This is a genomic window from Pseudomonas sp. 2822-15 (assembly GCF_002742515.1).
GTDB classification, from domain to species: Bacteria; Pseudomonadota; Gammaproteobacteria; order Pseudomonadales; family Pseudomonadaceae; genus Aquipseudomonas; species Aquipseudomonas salomonii.
The window spans coordinates 43,091-64,575 of sequence record NZ_LJRY01000178.1; the positions used below are offsets into that span (position 1 = coordinate 43,091).

Annotated in this window: 17 protein-coding genes and 2 tRNA genes; 1 reads left to right on the forward strand and 18 read right to left on the reverse strand. The window is 58.2% G+C overall.

The features are described 5' to 3' along the window. Window positions 1-36 precede the first annotated feature (36 nt). The 11 genes from infB to rlmE form a co-directional block, all read right to left on the reverse strand. Complete coding sequence (gene infB, locus AOA59_RS09625) at window positions 37-2,562, reverse strand: translation initiation factor IF-2 (RefSeq protein WP_099487050.1); 2,526 nt, start codon at window positions 2,560-2,562, stop codon at window positions 37-39. Between the two features lie 27 nt (window positions 2,563-2,589). Further along, entirely contained in the window at window positions 2,590-4,071 is a 1,482-nt protein-coding gene (nusA, locus tag AOA59_RS09630; protein WP_043051766.1) for a transcription termination factor NusA, read from the reverse strand. A 47-nt stretch (window positions 4,072-4,118) separates the two neighbouring features. Next, window positions 4,119-4,577: a ribosome maturation factor RimP gene (gene rimP / locus AOA59_RS09635; RefSeq protein ID WP_032865935.1), complete on the reverse strand. Its 459-nt coding sequence runs from the start codon at window positions 4,575-4,577 to the stop codon at window positions 4,119-4,121. A gap of 140 nt (window positions 4,578-4,717) precedes the next feature. Beyond that, window positions 4,718-4,794 (reverse strand) — tRNA-Met (locus AOA59_RS09640). A gap of 96 nt (window positions 4,795-4,890) precedes the next feature. Then, a tRNA-Leu gene (locus tag AOA59_RS09645) sits at window positions 4,891-4,976 on the reverse strand. A 22-nt stretch (window positions 4,977-4,998) separates the two neighbouring features. Next, window positions 4,999-5,382: a preprotein translocase subunit SecG gene (gene secG, locus AOA59_RS09650; RefSeq protein WP_010206600.1), complete on the reverse strand. Its 384-nt coding sequence runs from the start codon at window positions 5,380-5,382 to the stop codon at window positions 4,999-5,001. A 4-nt stretch (window positions 5,383-5,386) separates the two neighbouring features. Next, window positions 5,387-6,142 (reverse strand): triose-phosphate isomerase, encoded by a 756-nt coding sequence (gene tpiA / locus AOA59_RS09655; protein WP_003194193.1) that lies wholly within the window; start codon window positions 6,140-6,142, stop codon window positions 5,387-5,389. Between the two features lie 66 nt (window positions 6,143-6,208). Further along, entirely contained in the window at window positions 6,209-7,546 is a 1,338-nt protein-coding gene (gene glmM / locus AOA59_RS09660; protein ID WP_065911180.1) for a phosphoglucosamine mutase, read from the reverse strand. Between the two features lie 16 nt (window positions 7,547-7,562). Further along, window positions 7,563-8,414, reverse strand: a complete 852-nt coding sequence (folP, locus tag AOA59_RS09665; RefSeq protein ID WP_099487052.1) for a dihydropteroate synthase — start codon at window positions 8,412-8,414, stop codon at window positions 7,563-7,565. A gap of 8 nt (window positions 8,415-8,422) precedes the next feature. Next, a complete protein-coding gene (ftsH, locus tag AOA59_RS09670; protein ID WP_032865933.1) occupies window positions 8,423-10,333 on the reverse strand; it encodes an ATP-dependent zinc metalloprotease FtsH in 1,911 nt (636 codons plus the stop codon). A 200-nt stretch (window positions 10,334-10,533) separates the two neighbouring features. After that, window positions 10,534-11,184 carry a 23S rRNA (uridine(2552)-2'-O)-methyltransferase RlmE gene (rlmE, locus tag AOA59_RS09675; RefSeq protein ID WP_017139255.1) on the reverse strand — a complete coding sequence of 217 codons (651 nt, stop codon included), beginning with the start codon at window positions 11,182-11,184 and terminating at the stop codon, window positions 10,534-10,536. 105 nt (window positions 11,185-11,289) lie between these two features. Between rlmE and AOA59_RS09680 the strand changes: the two genes are divergently transcribed. Further along, a complete protein-coding gene (locus AOA59_RS09680) occupies window positions 11,290-11,598 on the forward strand; it encodes a YhbY family RNA-binding protein (RefSeq protein WP_017139256.1) in 309 nt (102 codons plus the stop codon). An 8-nt stretch (window positions 11,599-11,606) separates the two neighbouring features. Here the strand turns inward: AOA59_RS09680 and AOA59_RS09685 are convergent, their stop codons facing one another. The 7 genes from AOA59_RS09685 to dnaK all read right to left on the reverse strand — a co-directional run bounded on the left by AOA59_RS09685 (window position 11,607) and on the right by dnaK (window position 21,412). Continuing rightward, a complete protein-coding gene (locus AOA59_RS09685) occupies window positions 11,607-12,011 on the reverse strand; it encodes a hypothetical protein (protein WP_056858278.1) in 405 nt (134 codons plus the stop codon). Window positions 12,012-12,039: 28 nt separating this feature from the next. After that, entirely contained in the window at window positions 12,040-12,516 is a 477-nt protein-coding gene (gene greA, locus AOA59_RS09690; RefSeq protein WP_025857108.1) for a transcription elongation factor GreA, read from the reverse strand. Further along, window positions 12,513-15,734, reverse strand: a complete 3,222-nt coding sequence (carB, locus tag AOA59_RS09695; RefSeq protein WP_058419962.1) for a carbamoyl-phosphate synthase large subunit — start codon at window positions 15,732-15,734, stop codon at window positions 12,513-12,515. The genes greA and carB overlap by 4 nt, the downstream gene beginning before the upstream one ends. A 105-nt stretch (window positions 15,735-15,839) precedes the next feature. Next, the gene (carA, locus tag AOA59_RS09700; RefSeq protein WP_099487054.1) at window positions 15,840-16,976 is read right to left on the reverse strand and encodes a glutamine-hydrolyzing carbamoyl-phosphate synthase small subunit; all 1,137 of its coding nucleotides are present in this window, start codon (window positions 16,974-16,976) and stop codon (window positions 15,840-15,842) included. Window positions 16,977-17,235: 259 nt separating this feature from the next. Then, complete coding sequence (dapB, locus tag AOA59_RS09705; protein ID WP_069786508.1) at window positions 17,236-18,042, reverse strand: 4-hydroxy-tetrahydrodipicolinate reductase; 807 nt, start codon at window positions 18,040-18,042, stop codon at window positions 17,236-17,238. 10 nt (window positions 18,043-18,052) lie between these two features. Further along, window positions 18,053-19,177 carry a molecular chaperone DnaJ gene (dnaJ, locus tag AOA59_RS09710; protein WP_056858273.1) on the reverse strand — a complete coding sequence of 375 codons (1,125 nt, stop codon included), beginning with the start codon at window positions 19,175-19,177 and terminating at the stop codon, window positions 18,053-18,055. A 318-nt stretch (window positions 19,178-19,495) separates the two neighbouring features. Beyond that, complete coding sequence (gene dnaK, locus AOA59_RS09715; RefSeq protein ID WP_099487056.1) at window positions 19,496-21,412, reverse strand: molecular chaperone DnaK; 1,917 nt, start codon at window positions 21,410-21,412, stop codon at window positions 19,496-19,498. Between the last annotated feature and the right edge of the window lie 73 nt (window positions 21,413-21,485).

Here is a 21,485-nt window from a genome sequence, read left to right on the forward strand (position 1 = left end):
ATGCCCACACGCGGCGTGGCTCCGGAAGTGCGCGAGTTAGAGGCTGCGAGCAACCTGGACCTTCTCGTAGACTTCGATCTTGTCGCCAGCCTTGACGTCGTTGTAGCTCTTGACGCCGATACCGCATTCCATGCCGGCACGTACTTCGGAAGCGTCATCCTTGAAGCGGCGCAGGGATTCCAGCTCGCCTTCGAAGATAACGATGTCTTCACGCAGTACACGGATCGGACGGTTACGGTACACAGTACCTTCGATAACCATGCAACCGGCGATCGCACCGAATTTCGGCGAGCGGAACACGTCACGCACCTCGGCAACACCCAGGATGTTCTCCCGGACATCGCTGCCAAGCATGCCGGTAAGGGCTTTCTTGACGTCTTCGATGATGTCGTAGATGACGTTGTAGTAACGCATGTCCAGGCCTTCCTGCTCGACGATCTTGCGAGCGCCAGCATCGGCACGCACGTTGAAGCCGAACAGTACAGCGTTGGAAGCCAGTGCCAGGTTGGCATCGGATTCGGTGATACCACCGACACCGCCACCCACAACGCGCACTTGCACTTCGTCGTTACCCAGGCCGTTCAAGGCGCCGTTCAACGCTTCGAGGGAACCACGAACGTCAGATTTGAGGACGATGTTAAGGGTCTTCTTCTCTTCCTGGCCCATGTTCTCGAAGATATTTTCCAGCTTGCCTGCGTGAGCACGGGCCAGCTTGACTTCGCGGAACTTGCCTTGACGGAACAGAGCCACTTCACGGGCTTTCTTCTCGTCGGCCACTACGCTCATCTCGTCGCCAGCGTCCGGGGTACCGTCCAGGCCGAGGATCTCGACCGGGATAGCCGGGCCGGCTTCCTTGATTGGCTTGCCGTTCTCGTCGAGCATGGCACGTACACGGCCGTAGTTCGAACCGACCAGCACCATGTCGCCTTGGCGCAGGGTACCGTCTTGAACCAGAACGGTCGCAACCGGGCCACGGCCCTTGTCGAGGCGCGATTCAACCACAACACCACGGCCAGGAGCCGATGGGGTAGCGGTCAACTCGAGTACTTCGGCTTGCAACAGAACAGCTTCGAGCAGTTCGTCAACGCCAGTACCCATTTTCGCGGATACCGACACGAATGGCGTCTCGCCACCCCACTCTTCAGAAGTCACGCCGTGAACCGACAGTTCGCTACGGATGCGATCGAGATCGGCGCCCGGCTTGTCGATTTTGTTCACTGCAACCACCAGCGGTACGCCAGCCGCTTTCGCGTGCTGAACAGCTTCGATGGTTTGCGGCATCACGCCGTCGTCCGCTGCAACGACCAGGATCACGATGTCGGTGGCCTTGGCACCACGGGCACGCATTGCGGTAAACGCAGCGTGACCAGGGGTGTCGAGGAAAGTCACCATGCCACGCTCGGTTTCAACGTGGTACGCGCCGATGTGCTGGGTAATGCCGCCGGCTTCGCCTGCAGCAACCTTGGCACGACGGATGTAGTCGAGCAGGGAAGTTTTACCGTGGTCAACGTGGCCCATTACGGTCACAACCGGTGCACGGGAAACGGCCTCACCTTCAAACTTCAGGGACTCGGCCAGGGAATCTTCCAGGGCGGTGTCGCTGACCAGGGTCACTTTGTGGCCCAGCTCTTCAGCAACCAACTGGGCAGTTTCCTGGTCCAGTACCTGGTTGATGGTGGCTGGAGTGCCCAGCTTGAACATGAACTTGATGATTTCAGCTGCCTTGACCGACATCTGCTGGGCGAGATCGCCAACAGTGATGGTCTCGCCGATCTTCACTTCACGCACGACAGGGCCGGTTGGGCTCTGGAAACCGTGGGCGTTGCGTTTTTTCAGCTTGGCCTTGCCGCGACCACCACGACGGAAGCCATCGCTTTCTTCGTCGGTAGTACGTGGGGCAACGCGTGGAGCAGGCGCTTTCTCTTTGACCGAGGCGCGATGCGGAGCGTTTTTACGCTCGCCGTCGCCACCACCACCGCGACGATTGTTATCGTCGGCACGTGGCTTGTCCGGACGACGAGGTTCGTCGCGCTTGCGAGCGTCAGCTGCAGGAGCAGGTGCGGCGGCAACCGGAGCGGCCTCACGCACAGCTTCAACAGGCGCACCAGGCGCGGCGACCGCTTCACTGGAAGCAGTTTGCGCAGCTGCAGGCTGGCGACGCGCTTCTTCTTCGGCGCGACGCTTGGCTTCTTCTTCAGCCTTCTGACGAGCAGCATTTTCTACTGCGCGACGCTCTTCCAGCTCGCGTTTGCGCTCGGCTTCGATTTCTTCCGGGCTGCGCTGTACGAAGACTTTCTTCTTGCGTACTTCAACGCTGATGCTCTTGCTACCAGCAACACGCAGGGTGCTGGTGGTTTTGCGCTGCAATGTAATCTTGCGCGGTTCTTCCACTTTCGCCTTGTGGCTGCTCTTCAAGTGAGTCAGCAAAGACTGCTTCTCACTATCGCTCACACCTTCGTCGGCGGCGGTGTGCGGCAGACCTGCCTCACGCATCTGCTGCAACAGGCGCTCTACCGGTGTTTTGACCTCATCGGCCAGTTGTTTCACCGTGACTTGCGTCATGCACTTCTCTCCTCAGGCCGCGCCTAGTTACTCGAACCAATGGGCTCGGGCGGCCATGATCAACTTGCCGGCACGATCATCGTCAATGCCGTCGATGTCGAGCAGATCGTCAATAGACTGCTCGGCCAGGTCTTCGCGGGTAATTACGCCGCGCACCGCCAGTTCCATCGCCAAATCCTTGTCCATACCCTCAAGCGAGAGCAGGTCTTCGGCCGGATGGGCGTCTGCCAGCTTTTCCTCAGTAGCGATGGCTTTAGTCAACAAGCGATCCTTGGCCCGAGCGCGAAGCTCGTTGACGGTGTCTTCGTCAAAGCCGTCGATGTTGAGCATTTCTTCCAACGGTACGTAGGCAATCTCTTCCAGGCTGGTGAAGCCTTCATCAACCAGTACCTGTGCCAGGTCTTCATCGACTTCCAACTCTTCGATGAAGTTGCGCAGGATGTCACCGGTTTCAGCTTGCTGCTTAGCCTGGATGTCCGATTCGGTCATCACGTTCAGGGTCCAGCCGGTCAGTTGGCTGGCCAGACGCACGTTCTGACCACCACGACCAATGGCCTGAGCCAGATTGTCTGCGCCAACGGCGATGTCCATTGCATGGGCATCTTCGTCAACGATAATTGCCGCCACTTCAGCCGGCGACATGGCGTTGATCACGAACTGCGCCGGGTTATCGTCCCACAGAACGATGTCCACACGCTCACCGCCCAACTCGCCCGACACTGCCTGGACGCGCGAACCGCGCATACCAATGCAGGCACCTTGCGGGTCGATGCGCTTGTCCTTGGAGCGGACCGCGATCTTGGCGCGCGAACCCGGGTCGCGGGACGCAGCCATGACTTCGATCAGGCCTTCGGCGATTTCCGGCACTTCGATGCGGAACAGCTCGATCAGCATTTCCGGCGCGGTACGCGACAGGATCAGCTGAGGGCCGCGGTTCTCGGTGCGGATTTCCTTGAGCAGCGCACGCAGACGCACGCCGACACGGAAGGTTTCGCGAGAGATGATGTCTTCGCGGGCCAGCAACGCTTCGGCGTTGTTGCCCAGGTCGACGATCACGTTGTCGCGGGTCACTTTTTTCACGGTGCCGGAGATGATCTCACCCAGGCGTTCGCGATAAGCGTCAACGACTTGAGCGCGCTCAGCTTCGCGAACCTTCTGCACGATAACCTGCTTGGCGGTCTGTGCAGCAATACGGCCGAACTCGATCGACTCGATCTTTTCTTCGACGACATCACCGACCTGGGCGCCCGGATGCGTTTGCGCAACCTTGCTCGGCCAGGTTTCGATGGCCGGATCATCAAGATCGGCTTCTTCGACGACCGTCCAGCGACGGAAAGTCTCATAGGCACCGGTGTGGCGGTTGATTTCCACACGCAGATCAACTTCGTCTTCAAAACGCTTTTTGGTAGCAGTGGCCAGGGCCAGCTCCAGCGCTTCAAAAATCACGTTTGCCGGTACGCCCTTTTCATTGGATACCGACTCAACAACCAGCAGTACTTCTTTGCTCATCGTACGCCTCGCCTTTCGCAAGCCATTGGATCCGCGGGATCCGCGTCTCAGTCAAAACTGGGAATAATGTTGGCCTTGTCGATCATATCGATCGGCAACAGGAATTCATGGTCTTCTACCTGCACCACGACATCCTGTTCTTCTACACCGCGCAGAAGGCCCTGAAAGTTGCGTCGCCCTTCAAAGGGAGAGCGCAGCTTGATCTTCACTTGTTCACCGGCAAATTTTGCAAACTGATCAATAGTGAACAGTGGGCGTTCCATGCCTGGCGAGGAAACTTCGAGGGTGTATTCAACGGCGATTGGATCTTCAACATCCAGCACACCGCTGATCTGACGGCTGACAATGGCACAATCGTCCACCAGCACACCGCCCTCTTTATCGATATAAACGCGCAACATTGAGTGGCGACCTTGAGCCGAAAACTCAATACCCCAGCATTCATAGCCTAGGGCCACGACCACCGGGGCCAGCAAGGCCTGCAACTCTTCTAGCTTGCTCGACACCTGAACCCCCTCGTGCATGTATGTGCATGCTGTGCAAAATAAAAAAATGGGCGAAACGCCCATCCTTGAAACGCCGTCGAACAGCGGCGTTGAAAGTGTCCAGCTAACAAAAAGCCCCTTAAAAGGGGCTCCGCTAAAACTGGTTGCGGGGGCCGGATTTGAACCGACGACCTTCGGGTTATGAGCCCGACGAGCTACCAGACTGCTCCACCCCGCGACAAAGCTGGGGCGGAAGTATACGACCGATCCCTTACAGGGTCAATGTAACCTTCCACCTACAAGAAAGCCCGCAACAGCGGGCTCTCCTGATAATTGGTACCGAGAAGGGGACTCGAACCCCTACACCCTATGGGCACAACCACCTCAAGGTTGCGTGTCTACCAATTCCACCACCTCGGCAATACTGCGTTTACAACCCTTCTTACTTTTGCTCTTGAGCTGGAGGTACGTCAGTCGCTGGAGTAGCCGACTTTTGCTCTTGAAGCACCGGGACATCATCAGAAGCCGGTTTTGCTTTTGGTACTTCCAACACTGCTGGGTTCGGGAGACCTACTTGAGTCAGCACATGAGCTTTCTCTTTAGCAAAGTAACCTAACCCCAAGCTGGTTATGAAGAAACCGGCGGCAAGTATAGCAGTAAACTTACTAAGAAAGGTAGAGGAACCTTGGCTTCCGAACACAGTATTTGAAGCACCTGCACCGAAAGACGCACCAGCATCCGCACCTTTACCCTGTTGCAACAAAACCAGGGCAACTACGCCCAGGGCAGCCAACAGATGAAAAACGACTACGACTGTTTCCAGCATTTTTTCAGTTTCCCGCGGCGCGACAAATCGCACCGAACTCATCTGCATTCAGGGAAGCTCCACCAATGAGCCCCCCATCGATATCCGGCATGCCGAACAGTTCGACCGCATTGGCCGCCTTCACGCTGCCGCCGTATAGAAGCCGCACACCTTGTGCGACTTCAGAATTCTCTGCCGCTAACTGCGCGCGAATGGCTGCGTGCACATCCTGCGCCTGTTGCGGTGTAGCAGTCAGCCCGGTGCCAATGGCCCAGACCGGCTCGTAAGCGATTACTGCCTTTGCAAATGCACCAACACCCAGCTCCTCGATGATGCTGCCCAGCTGACGCGAGACAACTTCCAGAGTCTTGCCCGATTCACGCTGCTCCAGGGTCTCCCCTATGCACAACACTGGAATCAAGCCACAAGCCTGTGCCGCTGCGAACTTGCGATTGAGTGTCCCATCACGCTCGCCCATCATCTGACGGCGCTCGGAGTGCCCGACAAGCACATAGGAACAACCCGCATCAACCAGCTGACTCGGTGAAATCTCACCTGTCAACGCACCTTGCATGGGTTCCACCGCAGAGTTCTGCGCGCCGACCTGAATCGACTTGCCTTTCAAGCCATCAACCACTTGGTTGATATGCAAGCAAGGCGGGAAAACCGCAACATCAACACCGCTAGGCAAGGCCAAGTGACGAAGGCCATTGATCAGCTCAGCGACACTGGCGCGGGTACCGTGCATCTTCCAGTTACCAGCTACCATAGTGCGACGCATGCTGTACCTCGTCGGTCAAAGTGGGCGCAGATGTTACCCAACCACATCATCACTGGCAAGCCGAATTCAGGCGCAAATTTCAGTTACCAGTTTTGCCAGGTCTTCGGCGTGGCCGCGAACCTGCGTTTCGTCCTCGCCTTCGACCATGACACGCACCAGCGGCTCTGTGCCGGACTTGCGCAACAACACGCGGCCACGCCCCGCCATTGCGAGGGTCACACGCTCACAGGCGTCTTTGACAGCAGGGTGCTCGATAGGGTTTTCGCCACCGGCAAAGCGCACATTCAGCAGAACCTGCGGGCATTTGCGCAGCGCCTGGCGCGCTTGAGCCAGACTCTCTTTGCGACGACGCAACGACAGCAGCACCTGCAGCGCAGCAATAATGGCATCGCCCGTGGTGGTGTGCTGGAAGCAAACCACATGCCCCGAGTTCTCTCCGCCCACCAGCCAGTTACGCTCCAGCAGCTCGGCGATGACATAGCGGTCACCGACATTGGCGCGCACAAACGGAATCCCCAGCTCGGCCAAGGCCAACTCGAGCCCGAGGTTGCTCATCAGCGTGCCAACCACACCGCCTTGCAGCCTGTCACGCTCATGCAGGTCGCGGGCAATGATGAACAACAGCTCATCGCCATCTACCACTGCGCCGGTGTGATCCACCATCAATACGCGGTCACCGTCGCCATCGAAGGCAATGCCGAGGTCAGCGTGCTCAGCCAGAACAGCAGCCTGCAGCTGCTCCATATGCGTCGAGCCGCAGTTATCGTTGATGTTCAAACCATTTGGCTGAGCCGACAGCACCGTCACATCGGCGCCCAGCTCCTTGAATACGCTGGGAGCCACTTTGTAGGTTGCACCGTGAGCACAGTCGACAACAATTTTGAGGCCGGCAAAATTGGTGCTGGTCGGCACACTGCTCTTGCAGAACTCGATGTAGCGGCCCGAGGCGTCATTGATACGCGAGACCTTGCCCAGTTTGCTGGACTCAACCACGGTCATCGGCGCATCCAGCAACTCTTCGATCATCAGTTCGATCTCGTCCGGCAACTTGGTGCCCTGGCCCGAGAAGAACTTGATGCCGTTGTCATCATGGGGATTGTGCGAGGCACTGATCACGATACCGGCTTCAGCGTGGAAGGTACGCGTCAGGTAAGCGATTGCAGGTGTCGGCATGGGCCCCAGCAGCATGACATCGGCGCCTGCGGCAGACAGCCCCGCCTCCAGCGCAGATTCGAACATATAACCCGAGATGCGGGTGTCTTTGCCCACCAGGATGCGGCAAGCGCCCATGCTGCGGAACGCCATACCGGCCGCCCAACCCAGCTTGAGCATAAAATCAGGAGTAATCGGGAATTCGCCGACCCGACCACGAATACCGTCGGTGCCAAAATATTTTTTAGTCATAAGTGCTCCATCATTCTTATTCGGCTGATTCTACCGCGGCCAGCATGCGCACCACATCAACCGTCTCGGCGACGTCATGCACCCGCAAAATACGCGCGCCCTTGGTCACGGCAAGTGCCGCCAACGCCAGGCCACCGTACAACCGCTCACCCACCGGGCGATTCAGGGCCAGCCCTATCATGCTCTTGCGCGACACGCCGACCAACAGGGGTCGACCAAGTGCGTGCAAGGCCTCCATATGCTTGAACAGGCTCAAGTTGTGTTGCAGGGTCTTGGCGAAGCCAAACCCGGGATCCAGGATAATCTGTTCGGCGGCGATACCCACCTTGGTGCACTCAGCCATTCTTTGCGCAAGAAACCCACTCACCTCCCCCACAAGATCATCGTAGTGCGGGCTGTCCTGCATATTGCCGGGCTCTCCCAACATATGCATAAGGCACACCGGCAGCCCGGTGGCCGCCGCCGCATCCAGGGCGCCATCACGCTGAAGGGAGCGCACATCATTGATCAGCCCGGCACCGAGGCGCGCCGTCTCGCGCATTACGGCGGGAGTCGAGGTGTCCACCGAAATGATCACGTCCAACTCACGGGCAATCCGCTCGACGATTGGCGCAACCCGCTCAAGCTCCTCCAAGGGGGAAACCACGCGAGCGCCCGGCCGAGTTGACTCACCACCGACATCAATCAATGTCGCGCCGGCCGCCACCATCGCCTCGGCATGACGCAACGCGGCATCCTGCTGGCTGAAGCGGCCACCGTCAGAAAAAGAATCGGGGGTTACATTAAGAATGCCCATGACATGCGTATGGGCCAAATCAAGAACCCGGTTGCCGCAAGGCAACCGGGTGGAGGACAGCACAGAAGTCATTTCAAACCTTAGTGGTCAGCTGCGGGGCCGCCGATCGGGGCTTCAGGGCGCTCATTCTGCACCACAGGCGGGGTGCCCGAAGTACCCGAACCACCTTCCCAATCCCGAGGCTCACGCGGTGCGCGACCCGCCATGATGTCGTCGATCTGATCGGCATCAATGGTTTCGTACTTCATCAGCGCATCAGCCATTGCATCCAGCTTGTCGCGGTTATCCGTCAGGATCTGCTTGGCCGTGCCGTAGCACTGGTCAATGATGCTGCGCACCTCGGAGTCGATCAGTTTGGCCGTCTCACCCGAGAAGCTGGCAGCTTGACCGCCACCACCGCGCCCCAGGAACACTTCGCCTTCTTCCTCGGCATACATCAAAGGACCGAGTTTTTCCGACAAGCCCCACTTGGTCACCATGTTCCGTGCGATCTGGCTGGCACGCATGATGTCGTTGGAAGCACCGGTGGTCACACCGTCGAAGCCAAGCGTCATCTCTTCAGCAATCCGACCGCCATACAGCGAACAGATCTGGCTGATCAGCGCCCGCTTGGAGAGGCTGTAACGATCCTCTTCCGGCAGGAACATGGTCACACCCAGCGCACGCCCACGAGGAATGATCGACACTTTGTAGACCGGGTCATGCTCAGGCACAACGCGACCAACAATGGCGTGACCGGCTTCGTGATAAGCGGTGTTCTGCTTCTCTTTCTCGGACATAACCATGGATTTGCGCTCGGCGCCCATCATGATCTTGTCTTTGGCCAGTTCGAACTCTTTCATTTCAACAATGCGCTTGCCGGTACGGGCAGCGAACAACGAAGCCTCGTTGACCAGGTTGGCCAGGTCGGCACCGGAGAAGCCTGGCGTACCACGGGCAATCACGGCCGGAGCCACGTCGTCACCCATTGGCACTTTGCGCATGTGTACTTTCAGGATCTGCTCACGACCGCGAATATCCGGCAGACCGACCACAACCTGACGGTCGAAACGGCCTGGACGCAGCAACGCCGGGTCGAGTACGTCCGGACGGTTGGTCGCGGCGATGACGATGATGCCATCATTCATTTCGAAGCCATCCATCTCAACCAGCAATTGGTTGAGGGTCTGCTCGCGCTCATCATGACCGCCACCCATGCCGGCGCCACGATGGCGACCCACGGCATCGATTTCGTCGATGAAGATGATGCAGGGCGCGTGCTTCTTGGCCTGCTCGAACATATCGCGAACACGACTGGCACCGACACCGACGAACATTTCGACGAAGTCAGAACCGGAAATGGTGAAGAACGGCACCTTGGCTTCACCGGCAATTGCCTTGGCCAGCAAGGTTTTACCGGTACCCGGAGGACCGACCATCAGCACGCCGCGAGGAATTCGGCCGCCCAGGCGCTGGAACTTGCCCGGATCACGCAGGAACTCAACCAGCTCGCCGACTTCTTCCTTGGCTTCATCACAACCTGCGACGTCAGCCAGGGTGGTTTTCACCTGATCTTCGGAAAGCAGGCGCGCCTTGCTCTTGCCGAAACTCATCGGCCCGCCCTTGCCTCCCGCACCACCTTGCATCTGGCGCATGAAGAACATGAACACGGCGATAATCACCAGGATCGGGAAGCTCGCTACCAACAACTGAGTCCAGATGCTCTGCTGCTCAGGCTGCTTGCCTTCAACCACTACATGGTTATCCACCAGGTCGCCGATCAGACCGTTGTCCTGGATTGCCGGACGAATGGTCTTGAAGCTGTCGCCATCGTTGCGCTTGCCGGTGATCACGTAGCCATCAACCGCTACGCGCTCGACCTTGCCATCCTTAACTTGCTGGATGAAGTCGGAATAGTTGAGGGTCTGCGGCTCGTTAGGGCTGGAGAAGTTGTTCATCACCGTCACCAGGACAGCCGCGATGATCAACCACAGGATCAGATTCTTTGCCATATCGTTCAATTAACTACCCTCTGAAGCAAGCTCCGCTAGTGGCGCGCGCTTCGCATGATATTCACCGGCCTAACTTACTACATTACCTACAACTCTGGCAGGCGCCGTCTGTAACCCTTTGTGAAACTTTGACTACACAATATTCGTAAAGCTTCGTGACGAAAGCGATATAAAAAAACCTATCACCCTCCTCGAATTCCTCAAAAACGCTCTTCGCTCTCAGCCCCTTCAACACCACGGAAGCCGCGGCACAGCAGGTATTGCTCGCGTGACCGGTCTCGCGAAGAGTCAGGTTTGCGCGTCTGTACCTTGTCGAACAGCTTGCGGATGTTCTTGTGGTACTCGTCAAAACCTTCGCCCTGGAAGACTTTCACCAGGAAATCACCGCCCGGACGCAAAACCCGACCCGCCAGATCCAGTGCCAACTCGCACAGGAACATGGCTCGCGGCATATCAACGGCCGGTAATCCACTCATATTGGGGGCCATGTCGGAAATCACAAGGTCTACCTGCGAATTTCCCACAGCCTCGAGGATCTCGGCCAACACCGTGTCCTGGGTGAAGTCGCCGTGCACAAAGGTCACATCCGGGATGCTGTCCATCTCAAGGATGTCGGATGCGATCAATCGACCTTGCCCACCAATCAGACGACTGGTCACTTGGGACCAGCCACCAGGGGCTGCGCCAAGGTCAATAACGCTCATACCTGGACGAATCAATTTGTCCTTGTCCTGGATCTCCAGCAGCTTGTAGCTGGCCCGGGAACGGTAGCCGTCCTTTTGCGCCTTTTTGACGTAAGGATCGTTGAAATGTTCTTGTAGCCACTTAAGGCTGGTTTTGGAACGGGCCACGGGCCACCTCGAAAATAAAACGGGTCGTGATTAACTGGGCGGTCCCGGACTCGCTCGGGTAAACTGGCCGCCGCTTTTTACAAGATCAGACGCAGGGGTCAGATTATGCCGCTCACTCAAGAGCAGAAGAAACAGTACAAATCCATTGGCCACCATCTGAAACCAGTTCTGATTGTGGCAGACAACGGTTTGACTGAAGGTGTGTTAGCCGAACTGGAACGCGCATTGGGCGATCACGAACTGATCAAGATCAAGGTCAACATCCTTGACCGCGAAGCGCGTTTGGCTGCCATTGCAGAACTGTGCAAGGTCGGTAAAGCTGACCTGGTCCAGGTCATCGGCAAGATGGCACTGCTGTATCGCAAGAACTTCAGCGTCAACAAGCAGCTTTCGAACGTACACCGCTTCAAGTAATACAAGGGTCACGGGCGTGCTTCGCGCGCCCTGCCGCTCCATCCCGGTGCCGGCTGTATAACCAGCACCAAGCCGGAGAACCCTAGCACAAGATAGCTGAATAGCTGCCAGCGCAACGCTTGCGGCAGCCACACATGCACCACGCAAAACATTGCGCACGCATACAGCGCCATCAACAGCAGTTGGCCGCGAATATCCCGCCACAAGCTCTCCAAACCCTCGGCCTTGACCAGCACCAATGCCTGGAGCGTCACGCACGCCGCTGCAAAACCCACCAGCAGCGCGCTCAGCATTCCGTTGAGCTCATCAATCAGCAGCGGCGCCAGGCCAATCAGGCCCAACACCGGCAGCACACCGATATGCAACAACCACAGGCCGCCCACCCACAGCATCTGGGCAAGCTGCCAAAGCATGGCGCCCGCACGAAGCGGGCGCCGTCTTTCAGATGTGACGAACTTCAACAATCTCGTACTCGATTACACCACCGGGCGTTTTCACAGCCACCACATCACCCTCTTCCTTGGCAATCAAGGCGCGGGCCAGTGGCGAACCGACGGAAATTTTGCCGAGCTTGAAGTCGGCTTCGTCTTCACCGACGATGTGGTAAACCACGCTTTCGTCAGTTTCGACGTTGGCGATTTCCACGGTGGTGCCAAAAATCACTTTGCCGGTCTTCGGAATGGTCGTTACGTCGATCACCACCGAATTCTGCAGGCGGCCTTCGATATCACGGATCCGTGCCTCAACCATACCCTGCTGCTCACGGGCAGCATGGTATTCGGCGTTTTCCTTCAAATCACCCAGCTCGCGAGCCGTACCGATGTCCTGGCTCAGCTTTGGACGAACGACCTTGGTCAGATGGGCGTGTTCCTCTTCCAGGGCTTTAAAGCCCTGGACGGTCATTGGGTATTTGGTCATGCCTTCAATCCTGCGTGTAGATCCTGCAAGCGACGCACGGTCTTTTCCGGACCGAACTTGAGCGCTTCGCAGATGGCTTCGCCAGCAGCAATGGTGGTGGTGCAGTAGATCTTGTGCTGCAAGGCATTACGACGAATGGAATAGGAGTCCGCGATCGACTGGCGACCTTCGGTGGTGTTGATGATCAGGGTGACTTCGTCATTCTTGATCATGTCGACCACGTGCGGACGGCCTTCCGTTACCTTGTTCACGCGACGTACTTTCAGGCCGGCAGCCTCAATCAGCTTGGCCGTCCCGGCAGTGGCCACGACTTCAAAGCCCAAGTTGATCAGATCACGGGCCACGCCTGCAACCAGTGGCTTGTCATCATCACGCACGCTGATAAACGCAGTACCACCGGTCGGCAGCACTTCGCTGGCGCCCATCTGGGCCTTGGCGAACGCTTCACCGAAGGTATCGCCCACACCCATCACTTCACCGGTGGACTTCATCTCCGGGCCCAGGATCGGGTCCACGCCAGGGAATTTGGCGAAGGGGAACACCGCCTCTTTCACGCTGTAGAAGTTCGGAATGATTTCCTTGGTGAAGCCGATTTCCTTCAGGGTCTTACCGGCCATCACGCGAGCAGCGATCATGGCCAGGGACACACCGATGCACTTGGAAACAAATGGCACGGTACGCGAAGCGCGCGGGTTCACTTCGATGACGTAGATGTCTTCGCCTTGCAGCGCCAACTGAACGTTCATCAGGCCAACCACACCCAGTTCCAGGGCCATTTTCTTGACCTGCTCACGCATCTCGTCCTGGATGTGCGCCGGCAGCGAGTACGGCGGCAGCGAGCAAGCGGAGTCACCGGAGTGAACGCCAGCCTGTTCGATGTGCTGCATGATCGCGCCGATGACTACGTCAGTGCCGTCGCACACCGCGTCCACGTCCATTTCGATGGCGCAGTTGAGGAAGTGGTCCAGCAGCACCGGGCTGTCGTTCGACACTTTCACCGCGTCACGCAGGTAGCGCTTGAGTTCGTCTTCTTCGTAGACGATTTCCATCGCCCGGCCGCCCAATACGTAGGACGGACGCACCACCAGCGGGTAGCCGATCTTGCTGGCTGCGCGGATGGCTTCATCTTCGCTGCGCACGGTGGCGTTTGGCGGCTGACGCAGGTTCAGGCGTTCAACCATTTGCTGGAAACGCTCACGGTCTTCAGCACGGTCGATGGCGTCAGGGCTGGTGCCGATGATCGGCACGCCGGCCGCTTCCAGGGCACGCGCCAGTTTCAGCGGGGTTTGGCCGCCGTACTGCACGATCACGCCTTTTGGCTTCTCGACGCGGCAGATTTCCAGCACGTCTTCCAGGGTGACCGGCTCGAAGTACAGGCGGTCGGACGTGTCGTAGTCAGTGGAAACAGTTTCCGGGTTGCAGTTGACCATGATGGTCTCGTACCCGTCTTCGCGCAGCGCAAGGGCGGCGTGTACGCAGCAGTAGTCGAACTCGATGCCCTGGCCGATACGGTTCGGACCGCCACCCAGGATGATGATCTTGTCACGGCCCGACGGCGCAGCTTCGCACTCTTCCTCGTAGGTGGAGTACAGGTACGCAGTGTCGGTGGCGAACTCGGCGGCGCAGGTGTCAACGCGCTTGTAGACCGGGAAGATATCCAGCTTGTGCCGATGGGTACGCAGGTTCTTCTCGGTCACACCCAGCAGCTTGGCCAGACGCTGGTCAGAGAAGCCTTTGCGCTTGAGGCGGAACATCAGGTCGCGGTCGATGGAGGACAGACCGAGGGTCTTGACCTTCTCTTCTTCCTTGATCAGATCTTCGATCTGCACCAGGAACCACGGATCGATCATGTTCATGCCGAAGATATCTTCAACAGTCATGCCCGCGCGGAACGCGTCAGCCACGTACCAGATACGCTCGGCGCCCGGCACAGTCAGCTCGCGCTTGAGCACGCTCATGCTTTCCGGGTTGCTCAGGTCGAGCTTCTCGTCGAGGCCGCAAACACCTACTTCCAGGCCGCGCAGCGCTTTCTGCAGGGATTCCTGGAAGGTCCGGCCGATGGCCATGACTTCACCAACAGACTTCATCTGCGTGGTCAGGCGCGCATCGGCTTTCGGGAACTTCTCGAAGGCAAAGCGCGGCAGCTTGGTCACAACGTAGTCGATGGACGGCTCGAAAGACGCCGGCGTGGCGCCGCCCGTGATTTCGTTTTGCAGCTCGTCCAGGGTGTAACCGATCGCCAGCTTGGCAGCGATGCGCGCAATCGGGAAACCGGTCGCTTTCGATGCCAGTGCCGAGGAACGCGATACACGCGGGTTCATCTCGATGACGACCATGCGGCCAGTGTCCGGGCAAATGCCGAACTGAACGTTGGAACCACCGGTTTCAACGCCGATCTCACGCAGTACCGCCAAGGAGGCGTTACGCATGATCTGGTATTCCTTGTCCGTCAGGGTCTGCGCCGGAGCAACGGTGATCGAGTCACCGGTGTGCACGCCCATCGGGTCGAAGTTTTCGATGGAGCAGACGATGATGCAGTTGTCCTTTTTGTCGCGGACAACCTCCATCTCGTACTCTTTCCAGCCGATCAGGGATTCGTCGATCAGCAGCTCTTTGGTCGGCGACAGATCCAGACCACGGGCGCAGATTTCTTCGAACTCTTCACGGTTGTAAGCGATGCCGCCACCGGTGCCGCCCATGGTGAAGGACGGACGGATAATGCACGGGAAGCCCAGCTTTTCGAGAACCGCATTGGCCTCTTCCATGCTGTGGGCAATGCCGGAGCGCGGGCAGTCAAGGCCGATGGACTTCATGGCCTTGTCGAAACGCGAACGGTCTTCAGCCTTGTCGATGGTGTCGGCGTTGGCGCCGATCATCTCTACGCCGAACTTCTCCAGAACGCCTTCGCGCTCCAGGTCCAGGGCGCAGTTCAGTGCGGTCTGGCCACCCATGGTCGGCAGCAACGCGTCCGGACGCTCTTTTTCGATGATCTTGGCAACGGTCTGCCACTTGATCGGTTCGATGTAGGTGGCGTCGGCCATGTCCGGGTCGGTCATGATGGTGGCCGGGTTGGAGTTCACCAGGATGACGCGGTAACCCTCCTCGCGCAGGGCTTTACAGGCCTGGGCGCCGGAGTAGTCGAATTCGCAGGCCTGGCCGATCACGATCGGGCCAGCGCCGAGAATCAGGATGCTTTTTATGTCTGTACGTTTTGGCATGGGTTTGTCACTCAAATCCGCAGGTCAGTCGGCAAGCCGTCTTGAACAATCGTTGAAGAGCCTGCGGGGGCCACCGAGGTTCGGGGCCGCCCGCAGGCCACTCAGTCAGCGTCGCTTGGCCATCTCATTGATGAAACGGTCGAACAGCGGCGCCACGTCGTTCGGGCCAGGGCTGGCTTCAGGGTGGCCCTGGAAGCTGAACGCGCTCTTGTCGGTGCGCTCGATGCCTTGCAAGGAGCCGTCGAACAGCGACTTGTGAATCGCACGAACGTTGCTCGGCAGGGTGGCTTCATCCACCGCAAAACCGTGGTTCTGGCTGGTGATCATCACAACGCCGGTGTCCAGGTCTTGTACCGGGTGGTTGGCACCGTGATGGCCGTGGCCCATTTTCAGGGTTTTGGCGCCGGAGGCCAGGGCCAGCAGTTGGTGACCGAGGCAGATGCCGAATACCGGAATTTCGGTTTCCAGCACGTCCTTGATGGCCTGGATGGCGTAGTCGCATGGCTCAGGGTCACCCGGGCCGTTGGACAGGAACACGCCGTCCGGTTGCAGGGCCAGCACGTCGCTCGCAGGGGTTTGCGCCGGCACCACGGTCACGCGGCAGCCGCGTTCAACCAGCATGCGCAGGATGTTGTACTTGACGCCGTAGTCGTAGGCCACAACATGGTATGGCAGCTCGCTGGCGTCGATGGTCGCGTGGCTGTCGGTCTTCAAGTCCCAGACAGTGGAGCGCCACTCGTACTTCTCTTTGACGCTGACAACTTTCGCCAGGTCCATGCCTTTCAGGCCAGGGAAACCTTGCGCAGCGGCAATCGCCGCCTCTTCGGAGATACTGTCACCGACCATGATGCAGCCGTTCTGCGAGCCTTTTTCACGCAGAATGCGTGTAAGGCGGCGCGTATCGATACCGGCGATCGCCACAACGTTGTTGGCTTTCAGGTAATCGGACAGCGACATCGTGTTACGCCAGTTGCTCGCAACCAGCGGCAGGTCGCGAATGACCAGGCCGGCCGACCAGACACGATCCGATTCGACGTCTTCCGGTGTAGTACCGGTGTTGCCGATGTGCGGATAGGTCAGGGTTACGATCTGCTGGGCGTAGGAAGGATCGGTAAGGATTTCCTGATAGCCGGTCATGGCAGTGTTAAACACTACCTCTCCAACGGTTTGACCGTCGGCTCCAATGGCTTCGCCGCGAAAAATGCTGCCATCAGCAAGGGCGAGTATGGCTGGCTTAGTCAAGAAGACCTCCCGTAAATAAAGCCTGAAAGGGCGATCGCAGGTTGTAAAAAAGCGGAGTGACGTATGGACACGTCACCCCGCTTCTTCACTGAATTATTCTGCGCGCTTTTAGTGGACACACTAAAGCTGTAGCTTACAGAAAAAGGCTTTTTGGGTCCACCGCTAATGAGCCTTAAAGGCAGGGGAATGCGACAGGACGTCGCTTAGCGGGTAAAAACGGGGCCTAAGCATAAGCTTGAGGCCCGGTTTTAGCTACTGATTAGTGCAGATCCAGTACATCGCGCATGTCATACAGACCAGGCTCACGACCTTCCAGCCAGAGCGCCGCACGCACCGCACCCTTGGCGAATGTCATGCGGCTGGAGGCCTTGTGCGTGATCTCCAGGCGCTCGCCTTCACTGGCAAACAGCACGGTGTGATCACCGACCACATCACCACCGCGCACCGTGGCAAAGCCGATGGTGTCACGGGCCCGCGCACCGGTATGGCCTTCACGGCCGTAAACAGCGACTTTGGACAGGTCGCGCCCCAGGGCATCGGCAATCGCCTCGCCCATGCGCAGCGCAGTACCCGACGGCGCATCGATCTTGTGGCGATGATGGGTCTCGATGATCTCGATATCCGCCTCATCACCCAACACGCGCGCGGCCAGGTCCAGCAACTTGAGCGACAGGTTCACGCCGACGCTGAAGTTGGCAGCGAAGACGATCGGAATATCCTTGCCCGCCTCCACCAGCAACTGTTTCTGCTCGGCATTCAAACCTGTGGTGCCGATGACCATGGCCTTGCCCGCCTTGCGGCAGAACGCCAGGTTTTTCAGCATCACTTCCGGCAAGGTGAAGTCGATCAGCACATCAAACTCGTCAGCCACCTGCTCCAGGTTGCCCGACAACGAAACGCCGATGCGACCCAACGAGGCCAGCTCACCGGCGTCCGCACCGATCAGCGTGCTGCCGGGGCGAACAATCGCCGCCGTCAGCCCGGAGGCCGGCGAGCGCTGCTGCACCGCCTCGACCAGAGTCTTGCCCATGCGCCCGGCAGCGCCCATTACGGCTATACGTCGCATATTCACGTCCTTACAAGTCGCCGAAGAAGCGCTTCACACCATCGAAGAAGCCGGTGGTTTTCGGCGAATGGGAGTCATCGCCTTCCAACGAGCTGCGGAACTCTTCAAGCAGTTCGCGCTGACGACGGCCGAGGTTCACGGGCGTTTCCACCGCCACACGGCACATCAAGTCGCCAGCACCGCCACCGCGCACCGGCGCAACGCCTTTGCCACGAATGCGGAACTGCTTGCCGGTCTGGGTGCCTTCCGGGATCTTGAGCTTGACCCGACCATCCAGGGTCGGAATTTCCAGCTCGCCACCCAATGCCGCGTCGACAAAGCTGATCGGCACTTCACAGAACAGGTGCTTGCCATCACGCTGGAAGATCGAGTGCTCACGCACATTGATCACCACGTACAGGTCGCCCGTCGGGCCACCTTGAGCGCCCGCCTCGCCTTCGCCCGACAGGCGAATACGGTCACCGGTATCAACACCCGCCGGCACTTTCACCGAAAGGGTTTTGTACTCTTCGACACGGCCTTCGCCATGGCAGGAGTCGCACGGGTCGGAAATGATCTTGCCCTGGCCATGGCAGCGCGGGCAGGTCTGCTGCACCGAGAAGAAGCCCTGTTGCATGCGCACCTGACCAATACCGCCACAGGTTGGGCAGGTGATCGGAGAGGAACCTTTCTTGGCCCCCGAACCGTCGCACGGCTTGCAGTTGACCAGCGTCGGCACACGGATATTGACCGTGGTACCGCGCACAGCTTCTTCCAGGTTCAGCTCCAGCGTGTAGCGCAAGTCACTGCCGCGCTGGGCACCGCCGCGCTGACCGCCACGGCCGCCGCCAAAAAAGTCACTGAACACATCGCCGAAAATATCGGAGAAGTTCTGACCACCAAAACCGGCACCGCCGCCGCCCATGCTCGGGTCGACACCGGCATGGCCATACTGATCGTAGGCCGCGCGCTTATTGGGATCACTCAGGCATTCGTAGGCCTCATTGGCCTCTTTGAACATCTCTTCGGATTCTTTGCTATCCGGATTACGGTCCGGGTGGTGCTTCATCGCCAGGCGACGGTAAGCCTTTTTCAGGTCCGCCTCGCTGGAGCTGCGCTCCACACCCAACACTTCGTAATAGTCACGCTTTGCCATAAGTCTTTGCACTCTTAAGGACGTTCAGCCAGGCCCTCCTGAGCCTTGCCAAACTCGTTGAGCCCCAATACAGGCCCGGACCCAACTCACGTCAATTCAACGATCCTGGTCATAACTACTTTTTAGCCAGTGACCCGGCCAAAAATGCGGTATTTACTGCTCGGAAAGCAGGAGCATTCCCGATCACACCGCCAGCACCCAAACCTTGTCGCATGCTGTAAAAATTCACATACCCCAGACACGCCAACGCGGGAGCAAGCTCCCGCGCGGCGACATCCTACCAGTCACCGCTTGATAGCGGTCAACCGGGCAACCAACTTACTTCTGCTCTTTGACTTCTTCGAACTCGGCATCGACAACATCGTCGTGCTTGGCTTCAGGCTCTGCGTGCTGTGCAGCGCCTTCTGCCGGCTGGCCTTGCTCGGCGTACATTTTCTGAGCAACCGGAGCGGAGACTTTCGACAGCTCCTCAACCTTGGCTTCGATGGCAGCCTTGTCGTCACCTTTAATGGCGGTTTCCAGGGCAACCACAGCTGCTTCGATTGCGGTCTTCTCTTTGGCGGTCACTTTGTCGCCTGCTTCGGAGACCATTTTACGCGTCGAGTGAACCAGGGCATCGCCTTGGTTACGTGCACCGGCCAGCTCAGCAAACTTGGCATCCGCATCAGCGTTGGCTTCAGCATCACGAATCATCTGTTGAATTTCTTCATCAGACAGACCGGAGTTGGCCTTGATGGTGATCTTCTGCTCTTTGCCGGTCGCCTTGTCTTTGGCACCTACGTGCAGGATACCGTTGGCATCGATGTCGAAGGTCACTTCGATTTGCGGCACGCCACGTGGTGCTGGTGGAATTTCGGCCAGGTCGAACTTGCCCAGAGACTTGTTCTGAGCGGCTTGCTTACGCTCACCTTGCAGCACGTGAATGGTCACAGCGCCCTGGTTGTCGTCGGCCGTCGAGAACACTTGCGATTTCTTGGTAGGAATCGTGGTGTTTTTCTCGATCAGCGCGGTCATCACGCCACCCATGGTTTCGATACCCAGGGTCAGCGGGCTGACGTCCAGCAGCAGCACGTCTTTCACGTCGCCGGCCAGTACCGCACCCTGGATCGCAGCACCCATGGCAACCGCTTCGTCCGGGTTCACGTCTTTACGTGCTTCTTTACCGAAGAACTCGGTGACCAGTTTCTGAACCAGTGGCATACGGGTCTGACCGCCAACCAGGATCACGTCGTTGATTGAGCCAACGTCGATACCGGAGTCTTTCAGCGCGATGCGGCAAGGTTCGATGGTGCGTTGAACCAGGTCCTCAACCAACGCTTCCAGCTTCGAACGGGAGATCTTCACGTTCAAGTGCTTAGGACCAGTGGCGTCTGCAGTGATGTACGGCAGGTTCACGTCGGTCGACTGAGCCGAAGACAGCTCGATCTTGGCTTTTTCAGCGGCTTCTTTCAGGCGCTGCATCGCCAGCGGGTCACCCTTAAGGTTCATGCCGCTTTCTTTCTTGAATTCGTCAACGAGGTAGTCGATCAGACGAATATCAAAGTCTTCACCACCCAGGAAAGTGTCGCCGTTGGTGGCCAACACTTCGAACTGGTGCTCGCCGTCAACTTCAGCGATCTCGATGACGGAGACGTCGAAAGTACCACCGCCCAGGTCATAAACGATCACGGTGTGGTCGCCCTTGGCCTTGTCCATACCGTAGGCCAGAGCGGCTGCGGTGGGTTCGTTGATGATACGTTTTACGTCCAGGCCAGCGATGCGGCCGGCGTCTTTGGTCGCCTGACGCTGGCTGTCGTTGAAGTAGGCCGGAACGGTGATCACCGCTTCAGTCACGGCTTCACCGAGGTAGTCTTCGGCGGTTTTCTTCATCTTTTTCAAGATTTCAGCCGAGATTTGCGGCGGCGACATTTTCTGGCCGTTTACTTCAACCCAGGCGTCACCGTTGTCAGCCTTGGCGATTTTGTAAGGGACCATCTTGATATCTTTCTGTACGACTTCTTCGTCGAACTTACGACCGATCAGACGCTTAACCGCGTACAGGGTGTTGTGCGGGTTGGTGACAGCCTGACGCTTGGCCGATTGACCGACGAGGATTTCACCGTCGTTGGCGTAAGCGATGATCGACGGCGTGGTACGCGCGCCTTCGGCGTTTTCGATAACTTTAGCAACGCCGTTTTCCAGCACGGAGACGCAGGAGTTGGTAGTCCCCAGGTCGATACCGATAATTTTGCCCATGATTTACTCTCCCGAAACTTTAATTTGGTTGCCGCAGCAGTGGTGGCTAACTGCGGTAGCACTTAAACGCTTG

Excerpts from the sequence above, each read along its gene's own strand:
- infB (WP_099487050.1), bottom strand. The coding sequence starts at position 2,562 with ATGACGCAAGTCACGGTGAAACAACTGGCCGATGAGGTCAAAACACCG.
- nusA (WP_043051766.1), bottom strand. The coding sequence starts at position 4,071 with ATGAGCAAAGAAGTACTGCTGGTTGTTGAGTCGGTATCCAATGAAAAG.
- secG (WP_010206600.1), bottom strand. The coding sequence starts at position 5,382 with ATGCTGGAAACAGTCGTAGTCGTTTTTCATCTGTTGGCTGCCCTGGGC.
- tpiA (WP_003194193.1), bottom strand. The coding sequence starts at position 6,142 with ATGCGTCGCACTATGGTAGCTGGTAACTGGAAGATGCACGGTACCCGC.
- glmM (WP_065911180.1), bottom strand. The coding sequence starts at position 7,546 with ATGACTAAAAAATATTTTGGCACCGACGGTATTCGTGGTCGGGTCGGC.
- folP (WP_099487052.1), bottom strand. The coding sequence starts at position 8,414 with ATGACTTCTGTGCTGTCCTCCACCCGGTTGCCTTGCGGCAACCGGGTT.
- ftsH (WP_032865933.1), bottom strand. The coding sequence starts at position 10,333 with ATGGCAAAGAATCTGATCCTGTGGTTGATCATCGCGGCTGTCCTGGTG.
- AOA59_RS09680 (WP_017139256.1), top strand. The coding sequence starts at position 11,290 with ATGCCGCTCACTCAAGAGCAGAAGAAACAGTACAAATCCATTGGCCAC.
- AOA59_RS09685 (WP_056858278.1), bottom strand. The coding sequence starts at position 12,011 with ATGCTTTGGCAGCTTGCCCAGATGCTGTGGGTGGGCGGCCTGTGGTTG.
- greA (WP_025857108.1), bottom strand. The coding sequence starts at position 12,516 with ATGACCAAATACCCAATGACCGTCCAGGGCTTTAAAGCCCTGGAAGAG.
- carB (WP_058419962.1), bottom strand. The coding sequence starts at position 15,734 with ATGCCAAAACGTACAGACATAAAAAGCATCCTGATTCTCGGCGCTGGC.
- dapB (WP_069786508.1), bottom strand. The coding sequence starts at position 18,042 with ATGCGACGTATAGCCGTAATGGGCGCTGCCGGGCGCATGGGCAAGACT.
- dnaJ (WP_056858273.1), bottom strand. The coding sequence starts at position 19,177 with ATGGCAAAGCGTGACTATTACGAAGTGTTGGGTGTGGAGCGCAGCTCC.
- dnaK (WP_099487056.1), bottom strand. The coding sequence starts at position 21,412 with ATGGGCAAAATTATCGGTATCGACCTGGGGACTACCAACTCCTGCGTC.